This window comes from Microbacterium sp. Nx66 (assembly GCF_904066215.1).
GTDB lineage: Bacteria > Actinomycetota > Actinomycetes > Actinomycetales > Microbacteriaceae > Microbacterium > Microbacterium meiriae.
On record NZ_LR880474.1, the window covers coordinates 2088620 to 2101255 of the forward strand.

Here is a 12636-nt window from a genome sequence, read left to right on the forward strand (position 1 = left end):
ATGAGCGCCTCGTGACCGCCCCTCCGCCGTCGGTTGCCGCGACCGCCACGGGGCCGGCACCGGGTGGGCATCGTCTCCCGCCCGTCCTCTCCTCCGCGTCCGGCGTCCCCCGGCCGCCGCGCGACCGGCGAAGGCTGAAGGGCATCCTCGTCGGCGCCATCGGCACGGTCGTGGTGTTGACCGGTCTCGGCATCACGCAACTCGTGGCGAACCAGGGATACGACGAGGCCGCCAGCGGGGTCGAGGACGCCACTCGATCGGTGACCGCCCAGCAGACGGAACTCCGACAGCGGACCGCCGATCTGATCGCGGCGACGGACGCCGGGCATGTCATCATCGACACCGGCGCGCCCGCCCTCGCCGTTCCCGAGGACCTCTGGGCGGCCCTGGACTCCGCCGTGGCGGAGGGCGAGACCACGGGCGGCGAGGCCGAGGACGTCCTCGCGACGCGGCTCCCGGCCGACGAGACGAAACCCGGCTGGTTCTGGGACCTCTTCGCCGCGACGAGCCGTCTCGCCGAGGACCAGAGCACCCTGCGCGACGTCGCCGAGTCGATGGACAGCGCCTCCACGTCCGCCGCCGCGAGCGTGGACGCGGTCCGGACGAACGGCGTGGCCGTGCTCACCACCGCGGCCGAGGCCGCCGGCGCCTTCGAGAGCGCGCATCCGTCGACCCGCAACGCCGCCGTGATCGCTCTGCGCGGAGCCGCCGCGGATGCTCTCGCCGTCACTGAGGTCGACGACGCGGCTGCGGCCGCCTACGTCGCCCTGCAGAAGGCGGCCACCGATGTCGTCGCGGCCGAGGACGCGGAGCTCGCGGAGAAGGCGGGCCCACTGCGGAACGCCCGGCTCGAGATCGAGGCCTTCGCCCGCTCGCTCGCGCCCGGCGTCCTGTTGGAGTTCGACTGGGCACCCGTCGTCAACGGCGCCGGGTACAACGGCAGCATGGGCGGCTACACCACCTGGTGGTGGGACGAGCCGGGACGCGCGGTCATCGAGCTGTCGAACTCGGTCGCGGAGCAGTGGCCCGCAGAGCGCAGCAGAGCGCTCGTCGCCCACGAGGTGGGTCATGCCATCAGCGTGAAGTGTCAGGACATGTACGACTCGTCCACGCAGGACAGCATCGAGAAGTGGGCGACGGCCTGGGCCATCAGCATGGGCTTCACGGACGACGCCAACGGCGTATGGGCCTACGGGTATCCCCCGCAGAACTACATCGACGCCGCGGCCGGCTGCCGCTGAGACGGAAGAAGCCGCCGTGATCATCACGGCGGCTTCTCCTCTCGCTCAGTCGGCGGTCACTGACCCCGACGCTCGCGCAGCTGAGTGAGGGCGTCCTCCAGGAGCTGGACGGCCTCTTCGTCCGTCCGGCGCTCCTTCACGTAAGCGAGGTGCGTCTTGTACGGCTCGGCCTTCGCGACGGCGGGAGGGTTCTCCTTGTCGCGCCCGGCCGGGAGACCCGACTGCGGGTGGTCGATGATCTCCGGGATCTCCTCCTCGGGGAGGCCGGCGGCGAAGTAGCGCACCGTCTCGTTGCCGAGGCCGTCCCAGTACGACACCGCGATGCGGTCGGCGTGATAGCCGTGGTCCTGCTCGCCCATGGGACCGGAACCGACACGGGTACCGCGGATCGCGTTTCCACCGGTAGCCATCAGATCACCTCGAACTTCGTGATGAGGCCGAGCGCCACGATGGCGATGAACCACGTGAGCGCCAGGACGACGGTGAAGCGGTTCAGGTTCCGCTCCGCGAGACCGGAGGAGCCGACCGCAGTGGTCATGCCGCCGCCGAACATGTCGGACAGGCCGCCACCGCGACCCTTGTGCAAGAGGATGAGGAGAGTCAGCAGGACGCTGGTGATGCCCAGCACGACCTGCAGGACGAACTCGAGAATTGCCACGGAAAGAGCCTTTCGCTGGGGCCGGAGCGCCCCCGTAACGGTCAAGTATACGGTGCAGCGGGGCCGGAGCCCCGCCGCACTCACACGCCGACGTGCTTCTCGAAACGGATGATCGCCGCGAACTCGTCGACGACGAGGCTCGCGCCGCCGACCAGAGCGCCGTCCACGTCGGGCTCGCGCATGAAGCTGGCGATGTTCGCCGCCTTGACGGAGCCGCCGTAGAGGATGCGGGTGCGCGCGGCCGCCTCGTCGCCGAGGACCTTCGCGATCACACCGCGGAGCGCCGCGCACACGTCCTGCGCCTGCTGCGGCGTGGCCGCCTGACCCGACCCGATGGCCCAGACCGGCTCATACGCGACGACGATGTCGGCCGAGGGCGAGACGCCCTGCAGCGCGGCCTCGAGCTGTCCGGCCGGAACCGCGCTGGCGCCGAACTTCTCCAGGTCCTCCGCCGTCTCACCGACGCAGATCACCGGGGAGAGGCCGTGCTTGAGAGCAGCCTTCACCTTGCCGGCCACGATCTGGTCGGACTCGGCGTGGTACTCGCGACGCTCGGAGTGCCCGATGATGACGTACTTCGCGTCGAGCTTCGCCAGGAACGCGCCGGAGATCTCGCCGGTGTACGCCCCGGAGTCGTGCGCCGAGACGTCCTGCGCACCGAACGCGAACGGGATCTTGTCCGCGTCGATCAGCGTCTGCACGCTGCGGATGTCGGTGAAGGGCGGGAAGACCGCCACCTCCACGGATCCGTCCTCGTGCTTGGCGTCCTTCAGCGTCCAGTGCAGCTTCTGCACGAACGCCACCGCCTGCAGGTGATCCAGGTTCATCTTCCAGTTGCCCGCGATCAGCGGGGTACGGGAGCTCACGCCCATCCGAGGACCTCCAGCCCAGGTAGTTTCTTGCCCTCGAGGAATTCGAGGCTCGCGCCGCCGCCGGTCGAGATGTGCCCGAACTGGTCGTCGGTGAATCCGAGCTGACGGACGGCTGCGGCGGAGTCGCCGCCACCGACCACGCTGAGGCCGTCGACCTCGGTCAGCGCCTGCGCGACCGCCTTCGTCCCTGCGGCGAAGGCCGCGAACTCGAACACGCCCATCGGGCCGTTCCAGAACACGGTCTTCGATCCGCGGATGACCTCGGCGAAGCGCGCCGCGGTGTCCGGCCCGATGTCGAGGCCGATGCCCGACGAACCGAACGCCGTCTCGTCGATCGCGTCCGCGGGGGCCACCTCGTGGTCCGCGTCGGCGCCGAAGGACGCGGCGACGACCACGTCGGTGGGGAGCACGAGCTCCACGCCGCGCTCGGCCGCCTCGGCGATGTATCCGCGCACGGTCTCGAGCTGGTCCTCCTCGAGGAGGCTCGACGCGACGGCATGCCCCTGCGCCTTCAGGAAGGTGAAGAGCATGCCGCCGCCGACCAGGATGCGGTCGACCCGCGGGAGCAGGTGCGAGATGACTCCGAGCTTGTCGCTCACCTTGGACCCGCCGAGCACCACCGCGTACGGCCGCTCCGGATTCTCCGTCAAGCGGTCGAGCACGTCGAGCTCGGTCGCGATCAGGAGGCCGGCCGCCGAGGGCAGCAGCTTCGCGAGGTCGTAGACGCTCGCCTGCTTGCGGTGCACGACGCCGAAGCCGTCGGACACGAGCACGTCGCCCAGCTCCGCGAGCTGGGCCGCGAAAGCACCACGCTCGGCCTCGTCCTTCGAGGTCTCCCCCGGGTTGAACCGGAGGTTCTCGATCACGACGACCTGGCCGTTCTCGAGGGACGCCACGGCGTCCTTCGCGGCTTCGCCGACCGTGTCGCCCGCGAAGGCGACCGGTGCGCCGAGCAGCTCGGACAGTCGCTGCGCGACCGGCTCCAGGCTGAACTGCGGATCGGGCGCGCCCTCGGGGCGTCCGAGGTGCGAGCAGACGACGACGCGGGCGCCCGCGTCGATGAGGGTCTTCAGGGTCGGCAGCGAGGCGCGGACACGGCCATCGTCCGTGATGATCCCGTCCCGAAGGGGGACGTTCAGATCACAACGGACGATGACGCGCTTGCCCTCGAGCGAACCCAGTGAGTCCAGGGTGCGCAGAGTCATGTGTCGGAGCTCAGATGCGCTCGGCGACGTACTCGGTCAGGTCGACGAGACGGTTGGAGTAGCCCCACTCGTTGTCGTACCAGCTCGACACCTTGATCAGGTTGCCGCTGACGTTGGTGAGCGTGGAGTCGAAGATCGACGAGTGCGGGTTGTGCACGATGTCGCTCGACACGATCGGGTCCTCGTTGTACTGCAGGTACCCGGCCAGACGACCCTCGGCCGCAGCCTTCTTGTAGGCCTCGTTGACCTCGTCCACCGTCAGGTTCTCGCGGTCCGTGATGAGCGTCAGGTCGACGATCGAGCCCGTGGGGACCGGCACGCGGTAGGACGAGCCGCTGAGCTTGCCGTTCAGCTCGGGCAGCACGAGGCCGATGGCCTTCGCAGCCCCCGTCGAGGCCGGCGTGATGTTGATCGCGGCGGCGCGGGCACGACGGAGGTCCTTGTGCGGGCCGTCCTGCAGGTTCTGGTCCGCGGTGTACGCGTGCGCCGTCATCATGAAGCCGCGGTCGATGCCGAAGGCGTCGTTGAACACCTTGGCCAGCGGCGCGAGGCAGTTCGTGGTACAGGAGGCGTTGGAGATGATGTGGTCCGTCTCCGGGTTGTACGTCTCCTCGTTCACGCCCATGACGATGGTGCGGTCGTCACCGGTGGCCGGAGCCGAGATGAGGACCTTCTTCGCACCGGCGTCGATGTGCTTGCGCGCGGCGTCGGCGTTGGTGAAGAAGCCGGTCGACTCGATGACGATGTCCACGCCCAGCTCGCCCCACGGGAGGTTGGCGGGGTCGCGCTCTGCGAAAGCCTTGATCTCCTTGCCGTCGACGGTGATGCTGTCGTCGTCGTACGTGATCTCGGCGTCGAGGACGCCGCTGACCGAGTCGTACTTCAGCAGGTGCGCCAGGGTCTTGTTGTCGGTGAGGTCGTTGACCGCGACGATCTCAAGGTCTGCTCCCTGCGCGAGAGCTGCGCGGAAGTAGTTGCGTCCGATGCGGCCGAAGCCGTTGATACCGATCTTGACAGACACTCAGGTCTCCCTGTTTCTCATGCGCCGAGCGCCGCCGTCGAGCGTGCGCCATGCGCGGGTTTTTTGGCTGAGATGGCGCCCCGACGAGCCGTGGGCCCGCCGGGACGCGACCCGATTACGACAGTACCAGCAGGCCGTTCGTCTGCTGACGGGCGACCTCGAGGCGCTGGGCGACGTTCTCCCAGTTGGCGATGTTCCACGCGGCCTTGACGTAGTCGGCCTTCACGTTGAGGTAGTCGAGGTAGAAGGCGTGCTCCCACATGTCCAGCTGGAACAGCGGGATGGTGCCCTGCGCGGTGTTCGACTGCTGGTCGAAGAGCTGCTGGATGATCAGGCGCGAGCCGATCGAGTCCCAGCTCAGCACTGCCCAGCCGGAACCCTGGATGCCGGTGGCAGCGGCGGTGAAGTGCGCCTGGAACTTCTCGAAGGAGCCGAAGTACTCGTCGATGGCGGCCTTGAGCTCGCCCTCGGGCTGGCCGCCGCCGTTCGGCGAGAGGTTGGTCCAGAAGATCGAGTGGTTGACGTGCCCGCCGAGGTTGAAGGCGAGGTCCTTCTCGAGCTTGTTCACGTTCGCGAGGTTGCCGCTCTCGCGGGCCTCGGCGAGCTGCTCCAGGGCCGTGTTGGCGCCCGCGACGTAGGTCGCGTGGTGCTTGTCGTGATGCAGCTCCATGATCTTGCCGCTGATGTGCGGCTCGAGAGCGGCGAAGTCGTAGGGAAGGTCGGGGAGCGTGTAGGTTGCCATATCGCATTCATCCAATCCGCGCCGCGCCGCGGCGCTTGCCGATGCTCCGCGTCGCCGATGTGCGACGGAGAGCGGACGACTTTCATCCTACTGACGACAACGCACCGGGTGTCCGGATCCTTCCGGGGGTTGACACGCGTGTGCGCGTCGACCGGTCAGACGTCGAGGCCCGCGGGGACGGCGGCCTCGGTCCCCGGGATGCCCTCCTGCTGCGCGCGCTTGTCGGCCATCGCCAGCAGGCGGCGGATGCGGCCGGCCACGGCGTCCTTCGTGAGCGGAGGGTCGGCGTGGTGGCCGAGCTCGTCGAGGCTGGCGTCGCGGTGCGCGAGGCGGAGCTCGCCGGCCACGCGGAGGTGATCGGGCACCTCATCCGCCAGGATCTCGAGGGCGCGCTCGACCCGGGCGCATGCCGCCACGGCGGCCTGCGCGGAACGGCGGAGGTTCGCGTCATCGAAGTTGACGAGACGGTTCACACCGGCGCGCACCTCACGGCGCTGCCGCAGCTCCTCCCACGCGAGAGCGGTGCGCTGGGCACCCATCTCGCTGAGGATGGTGCGGATGGCCTCCCCCTCGCGCACGACGACGCGAGGAAGCCCGCGGACCTCACGCGCCTTCGCGGCGACACCGAGGCGGTGAGCCGCGCCCACGAGCGCCATGGCCGCCTCGGACGACGGGCAGGCGACCTCGAGCATGGCGGAGCGGCCCGGCTCGCTGAGCGAGCCCGCGGCGAGGAAGGCACCGCGCCAGAGTCCGGCGACCTCGGCGCGGGAACCCGTGGTGAGGCGGTTCGGGAGCCCGCGGACCGGGCGGCGTCGCTGGTCGAGAAGCCCCGTCTGGCGGGCCAGCGTCTCCCCCTGCGCGATGACGCGGACGGCCCACCGGGCGCCGTCGTTGGCGGTGCTCGACTGCACCTGGGCGATCTCCGGACGGACGCCGTAGATCTCGGCGAGGTCTCGGGCCACACGACGGGCGAGGGTCTCGGCATCCACCTCCGCCTCCACCGCCACCCGGCCGGCGATGGAGTGCAGGCCACCGGCGAACCGGAGGATGGCCGTCACCTCAGCGACGCGCACCGTGGGGGGTGCATTGCGGATGCTGACGAGCTCAGCCTTGACGTCGGTGGTTAGTGCCACGAGACTCCTTCACGTTCACGCGCCGGGTCGCGACGCAAACCTCCAGCTTACTCGGTCGGGGGCCTATTCCCTGCCGAGGTCACGGTGGCGGACGTTGACCGCGACGCCCGGGATTCCCGCCAGTCGACGGGCGAGCTCCTCGGACATGGCGACCGAACGGTGCTTGCCGCCCGTGCACCCGATGGCGATCGTGGAGTGGCTCTTGTTCTCGCGCTGGTACCCCTCGAGGACCGGCACGAGAGCCTTCGCGTAGGCGTCGAGGAACTCCTCCGCGCCGTCGCGGGAGAGCACGTACTCCCGCACCGTCTCATCCTGTCCGGTGAGACCGCGCAGGTCTTCATTCCAGTACGGATTCGGCAGGAAGCGCATGTCCGCCACGACGTCCACATCGGTGGGAAGCCCGTATTTGAACCCGAAGCTGAGAAGCGTGACGCGGTGCCGGGCCTCGCCCTCCTCGGAGAAGATGTCGGACACCTTCGTCGCCAGCTGATGGATGTTCAACGCCGTCGTGTCGATCACGAGGTCTGCGGCCTCGCGGATCGGCGCCAGCCGGGTGCGCTCGATGCGGATGCCGTCGAGAAGCGTCCCGTCGCCCTGCAAAGGGTGCGGACGACGCACCGCCTCGAAGCGTCGGACGAGCACGTCGTCGGAGGCGTCGAGGAAGAGCACGCGGATCGATCCACGGGTGCGCAGCACTCGCGCCACGCCGGGGAAGTCGTCGAAGAGGTTGCGACCGCGGACATCGACGACCGCGGCGACCTTCGGCAGCGAATCCCCGCCCATGCCGGTGAGGTCGAGCAGCGGTCGGAGGATCTGCGGCGGCAGGTTGTCCACGACGTACCAGCCGAGGTCCTCCAGCGCGTTCGCGACCGTGGTGCGACCGGCGCCGGACATCCCGGTGACGATGAGGAACTCGCCCTTCTCCCCGTCAGACATGACTCACTGCTCCTTCTCCCCCTCGGCCTCCCAGCCTAGCGAGTGGACAGGTGCGTATGGATGTTCTGAGCCAGCACCGGGCCGATCCCCTGGACCTCCTGGATCTGGTGGGGTTCGGCGGCGCGCAGCGCGGTGACCGAGCCGAAGTGCTTGAGGAGGACCTTGATCCGTGAGGCCCCGAGACCGGGGACCTCGGCGAGCACCGTCGTGATGTCCTTCTTGCGCTTCTTCCGCTGATGGACGATGGCGAAGCGGTGGGCCTCGTCACGAAGCCGCTGAAGCAGGTAGAGCGATTCGCTGGTCCGCGGAAGGATGACGGGGAAGTCGTCGCCGGGGAGCCATATCTCCTCCAGGCGCTTGGCGATGCCGCACACGGCGATCTCGGTGTGCCCGGCGTCGCGGAGGGCCCGCGCGGCGGCCTCGACCTGGGGCTGCCCGCCGTCCACGAGCAGCAGCTGCGGCGGATAGGCGAAGCGAGGCTTGCGGCGTACCCCCGCCTCGCCGACGTCTTCCGCGACCACCTCGTCGGTGGTGGGATCGACGGTCTCCTGCTCCTCCGGGCGGTCGAGGTAGGCGAGCCGACGACGCAGCACCTGGTACATGGAGTCGGTGTCGTCGGTCGTCTCCGCGATGTTGAAGGTGCGGTACTGGTCCTTCCGCGGAAGACCATCTTCGAACACGACCATGGACGCCACGACGTTCGTGCCGCCGAGGTGCGAGATGTCGAAGCACTCGATCCGGAGCGGCGCCTCCTCCATACCCAGCGCCTCCTGCAGATCGGTGAGCGCCTGGGTACGGGCGACGTAGTCGCTGGTACGCCGGGTCTTGTGCCGGATCAGCGCCTGCTGGGCGTTCAGCGTGGCCGTGCGCATGAGATCAGCACGCTGACCACGATGCGCCACCGCGATCTCGACCTTCCGGCCTCGGCGTTCCCGCAGCCACACCTCGAGCTCGGACGCATCGTCGGGGAGCACGGGCACCAGGATGCGACGCGGCACGTCCTGAGCTTCCCCGTACGCCTGCTGGAGAACCTGTTCCACGAGCTCTCCGCCCGTGATGTCGATCTCCTTCTCGATCGTCAGAGCACGCACGCCGCGGACACGACCTCCGCGGATGACGAAATGCTGCACGGCGGCCGCGAGTTCGTCCTCGGCGATACCGAACAGGTCCGCGTCCTCGTCCGCGGGCAGCACGAGAGCGCTCTTGCCGAGCACGGCCTCGATCGCCGAGAGCTTGTCGCGGTACTTCGCCGCCGCCTCGTAGTCCATGGCGGCCGACGCGGCGAGCATGCGCTGGGTGAGTTCCCGGGTGAACCGCTCGTCGCCACCCGCCATGAAGGCGACGAAGTCGTCGACCATGGCCCGGTGCTCCTCGATCGACACCGTCATCGAACACGGCCCGCCGCACTTGCCGATCTGCCCCGGGAAGCACGGGCGTCCCGTCTGCATCGCCCGCTTGTAGCTCGCGTCGCTGCACGTGCGGATCGGGAACGCCTTGATCATCAGGTCGATGGTCTCGTGCACCGCCCAGACCTTCGGGTACGGGCCGAAGTAGCGGGCGCCGGGGATCTTCCGGTTCCGGGTCACGAGCACGCGCGGCGCCTCGTCCCCCATCGTCACGGCCATGAAAGGGTACGACTTGTCGTCCCGGTACTTGACGTTGAACGGCGGATCGAACTCCTTGATCCACATGTACTCGAGCTGCAGCGAGTCGACGTCCGTGGGCACGACCGTCCACTCCACCGACGCCGCGGTCGTCACCATCCGGCGCGTGCGCTCGTGCAGCGTCCGCAGCGGAGCGAAGTAGTTCGACAGCCGCTGACGGAGGTTCTTCGCCTTGCCGACGTACAGCACGCGGCCGTTGGCGTCACGGAACCGGTACACCCCCGGGTCGGTCGGTATCTCGCCGGCCCGGGGTTTGTACGGCAGGACGTCGGCCATCAGCTGGCCTTCCGCGCAGAGCGCCCCTCACCCAGGATCTCGGCGAGGAACTGGCCGGTGTGGCTCTCCTCGACCCGCGCGATCTGCTCCGGCGTGCCGGTGGCGAGGATCGTGCCGCCGCCGGAGCCGCCCTCGGGACCGAGGTCGATCACCCAGTCGGCCGACTTGATCACGTCGAGGTTGTGCTCGATCACGATGACCGTGTTGCCCTTGTCGACCAGACCGTTCAGCACCTCGAGGAGCTTGCGCACGTCTTCGAAGTGCAGACCCGTCGTCGGCTCGTCGAGCACGTAGATGCTCCGACCGTTGCTGCGGCGCTGGAGCTCGGTCGCGAGCTTCACGCGCTGCGCCTCACCGCCGGAGAGCGTGGTCGCCGACTGCCCGAGGCGGACATATCCCAGCCCCACATCGACCAGGGTCTTCATGTAGCGGTGGATGGCCTGGATCGGCTCGAAGAACTCGGCCGCCTCCTCGATCGGCATCTCCAGCACCTCGGCGATGTTCTTGCCCTTGTAGTGCACAGCAAGGGTGTCGCGGTTGTACCTCTTGCCGTGACACACCTCGCAGTCCACGTACACGTCCGGGAGGAAGTTCATCTCGATCTTGATCGTGCCGTCACCGGAGCAGGCCTCACAGCGTCCGCCCTTGACGTTGAAGCTGAAGCGCCCGGGCTGGTAGCCGCGGACCTTCGCCTCGGGCGTCTCGCTGAAGAGCGTGCGGATGCGATCGAAGACGCCGGTGTAGGTCGCCGGGTTCGAGCGCGGGGTGCGGCCGATCGGCGCTTGGTCGACGTGCACGACCTTGTCGAGGTTGTCGAGCCCGGTCACGCGCGTGTGCTTGCCCGGCACCGTCCGCGCCCCGTTGAGTCGCGAGGCGAGCACCTGGTACAGGATGTCGTTCACGAGGGACGACTTCCCGGATCCGCTGACGCCCGTGACCGCCGTGAGCACGCCGAGCGGGAAGTCGGCCGTGACGTTGCGGAGGTTGTTGGCGCGTGCGCCCACGACGCTCAGCATGCGCTTCTTGTCGATCTTCCGGCGCTTCGCCGGCATCGGGATCTCCCGACGGCCGGAGAGGTAGTCGCCGGTCATGGAGTCGGTGTCGGCGAGCAGCGCGGAGTAGGGCCCGGAGTGGACCACGGCGCCGCCGTTCACGCCGGCGCCCGGACCGATGTCGACCACCCAGTCCGCCGCCTCGATCGTCTCCTCGTCGTGCTCGACGACGATCAGGGTGTTCCCCAGGTCGCGCAGAGTGAGCAGTGTCTCGATGAGTCGACGGTTGTCGCGCTGATGAAGGCCGATGGAGGGCTCGTCCAGCACGTAGAGCACCCCGGTCAGGCCGGAGCCGATCTGCGTCGCGAGCCGGATGCGCTGCGCCTCACCACCCGACAGGGAGCCTGCGGAGCGGCTCAGGTTGAGGTACGACAGCCCCACCTGGAGGAGGAAGTCGAGACGCAGGCGGATCTCACGGAGCACCTGGGCGGCGATCTTGGCCTCGCGCTCGGTGAGCTGCAGCTTCTCCATGAACGCCCGGGCGTCCGCGAGACTGAGGTGCGAGACCTCGGCGATGGAGTGACCGTGCACCTGCACGGCCAGCACCTCGGGCTTCAGGCGGTCGCCGTTGCACACCGGACACGGAACCTCGCGGAGGTACTCGCCCCACCGGCTGCGCTGCGTGTCGGATTCGGCCTGCAGGTACTGACGCTCGATGTAGGGCACCACGCCCTCGAAGCCGGACGCGTACCGCATCTCACGGCCGTAGCGGTTCTTCCACTTGACGGTGACCTTGTAGTTCTCTCCGCGCAGCACCGCTTCCTTGACGTCGGAGTGCAGGTCCCGCCACGGGGTGTCGAGGGAGAAGTCGAGGTCTCGCGAGAGTCCCTCGAGCAGCCGCTCGTAGTACTGGAAGAGCCCCTTGCCCTGGGTGGTCCAGGGGATGATGACGCCTTCGCGGATCGAGAGGTCCTCGTCACCGAGCATCAGGTCCACGTCGACGGACATGCGCGTGCCGAGGCCCGAGCATGCGGGGCAGGCGCCGAACGGCGCGTTGAAGGAGAACGTGCGCGGCTCGATCTCGGTGAGGGTGAGCGCGTGTCCGTTGGGGCACGCCAGCTTCTCCGAGAAGGTCTGCCACGCGTCGTCGCCCTCGCCGTCCACGTAATTGATCTGCACGACGCCGCCGGCGAGCCCGAGGGCGGTCTCCACGGAGTCGGTGACGCGCCCGAGGATGTCCGGCGAGGCGACGAGACGGTCGACGACCACGGCGATGTCGTGCTTGTAGCTCTTCTTGAGCGTCGGCGGCTCGGCCAGCTGGATGAGCTCGCCGTCGACGATCGCGCGCGAGTAGCCCTTCGCCCCCAGCTCGCGGAAGAGGTCGACGAACTCGCCCTTCTTCTGCGAGACGATCGGCGCCACGACCTGGTACCGGGTGCGCTCCGGAAGCTCCATGAGCTGGTCGGCGATCTGCTGCACCGTCTGGCGCTGGATCTTCTCGCCGCAGACCGGGCAGTGCGGCACGCCGATACGCGCCCAGAGCAGGCGCATGTAGTCGTAGATCTCGGTGATGGTGCCGACCGTCGACCGCGGGTTGCGGTTCGTCGACTTCTGATCGATCGACACCGCCGGGCTCAGCCCCTCGATGAAGTCGACGTCCGGCCGGTCGACCTGGCCGAGGAACTGCCGGGCGTAGGCGCTCAACGACTCGACGTACCGGCGCTGCCCCTCGGCGAAGATCGTGTCGAAGGCGAGGCTGGACTTCCCCGATCCGGAGAGGCCGGTGAAGACCACCAGCGAGTCGCGGGGGATGTCGATGTCGACGTTCTTGAGATTGTGTACGCGGGCGCCGCGGACACTGAGTTTTCCTGGGGAAGCAACGGGGACGATGGGCAC

11 protein-coding genes are annotated in these 12636 nt (G+C 68.6%); 1 reads left to right on the forward strand and 10 read right to left on the reverse strand.

Annotation, left to right across the window (positions count from 1 at the left end):
• Positions 1 to 11 precede the first annotated feature (11 nt).
• On the forward strand, positions 12 to 1241 hold the full coding sequence (locus tag MICNX66_RS09950; RefSeq protein ID WP_187661741.1) for a hypothetical protein: 1230 nt from the start codon (positions 12 to 14) through the stop codon (positions 1239 to 1241).
• Between the two features lie 56 nt (positions 1242 to 1297).
• Here MICNX66_RS09950 and MICNX66_RS09955 read toward each other — a convergent pair whose 3' ends face one another.
• The 10 genes from MICNX66_RS09955 to uvrA form a co-directional block, all read right to left on the reverse strand.
• Complete coding sequence (locus tag MICNX66_RS09955; protein ID WP_025105022.1) at positions 1298 to 1651, reverse strand: RNA polymerase-binding protein RbpA; 354 nt, start codon at positions 1649 to 1651, stop codon at positions 1298 to 1300.
• Positions 1651 to 1899, reverse strand: a complete 249-nt coding sequence (secG, locus tag MICNX66_RS09960) for a preprotein translocase subunit SecG (protein ID WP_025105023.1) — start codon at positions 1897 to 1899, stop codon at positions 1651 to 1653. Before secG ends, MICNX66_RS09955 begins: the two co-directional genes overlap by 1 nt.
• 80 nt (positions 1900 to 1979) lie before the next feature.
• Complete coding sequence (gene tpiA / locus MICNX66_RS09965) at positions 1980 to 2771, reverse strand: triose-phosphate isomerase (protein ID WP_187661742.1); 792 nt, start codon at positions 2769 to 2771, stop codon at positions 1980 to 1982.
• Positions 2762 to 3976 (reverse strand): phosphoglycerate kinase, encoded by a 1215-nt coding sequence (locus MICNX66_RS09970; RefSeq protein WP_187661743.1) that lies wholly within the window; start codon positions 3974 to 3976, stop codon positions 2762 to 2764. Before MICNX66_RS09970 ends, tpiA begins: the two co-directional genes overlap by 10 nt.
• A 10-nt stretch (positions 3977 to 3986) precedes the next feature.
• Positions 3987 to 4997: a type I glyceraldehyde-3-phosphate dehydrogenase gene (gene gap / locus MICNX66_RS09975; protein ID WP_025105026.1), complete on the reverse strand. Its 1011-nt coding sequence runs from the start codon at positions 4995 to 4997 to the stop codon at positions 3987 to 3989.
• Positions 4998 to 5112: 115 nt separating this feature from the next.
• Entirely contained in the window at positions 5113 to 5739 is a 627-nt protein-coding gene (locus MICNX66_RS09980; RefSeq protein ID WP_025105027.1) for a superoxide dismutase, read from the reverse strand.
• A gap of 155 nt (positions 5740 to 5894) precedes the next feature.
• Positions 5895 to 6872, reverse strand: coding sequence for a DNA-binding protein WhiA (gene whiA, locus MICNX66_RS09985; protein WP_187661744.1), 978 nt, complete (start codon positions 6870 to 6872; stop codon positions 5895 to 5897).
• Between the two features lie 63 nt (positions 6873 to 6935).
• Positions 6936 to 7808 carry an RNase adapter RapZ gene (gene rapZ / locus MICNX66_RS09990; RefSeq protein WP_187661745.1) on the reverse strand — a complete coding sequence of 291 codons (873 nt, stop codon included), beginning with the start codon at positions 7806 to 7808 and terminating at the stop codon, positions 6936 to 6938.
• Positions 7809 to 7843: 35 nt separating this feature from the next.
• Positions 7844 to 9748 carry an excinuclease ABC subunit UvrC gene (gene uvrC, locus MICNX66_RS09995; protein ID WP_187661746.1) on the reverse strand — a complete coding sequence of 635 codons (1905 nt, stop codon included), beginning with the start codon at positions 9746 to 9748 and terminating at the stop codon, positions 7844 to 7846.
• Positions 9748 to 12636 (reverse strand): excinuclease ABC subunit UvrA, encoded by a 2889-nt coding sequence (uvrA, locus tag MICNX66_RS10000; RefSeq protein ID WP_187661747.1) that lies wholly within the window; start codon positions 12634 to 12636, stop codon positions 9748 to 9750. Before uvrA ends, uvrC begins: the two co-directional genes overlap by 1 nt.

Coding starts and splice junctions, on each gene's coding strand:
- MICNX66_RS09970 (WP_187661743.1), bottom strand. CDS start 3,976: ATGACTCTGCGCACCCTGGACTCACTGGGTTCGCTCGAGGGCAAGCGC.
- uvrC (WP_187661746.1), bottom strand. CDS start 9,748: ATGGCCGACGTCCTGCCGTACAAACCCCGGGCCGGCGAGATACCGACC.
- MICNX66_RS09955 (WP_025105022.1), bottom strand. CDS start 1,651: ATGGCTACCGGTGGAAACGCGATCCGCGGTACCCGTGTCGGTTCCGGT.
- rapZ (WP_187661745.1), bottom strand. CDS start 7,808: ATGTCTGACGGGGAGAAGGGCGAGTTCCTCATCGTCACCGGGATGTCC.
- tpiA (WP_187661742.1), bottom strand. CDS start 2,771: ATGGGCGTGAGCTCCCGTACCCCGCTGATCGCGGGCAACTGGAAGATG.
- MICNX66_RS09980 (WP_025105027.1), bottom strand. CDS start 5,739: ATGGCAACCTACACGCTCCCCGACCTTCCCTACGACTTCGCCGCTCTC.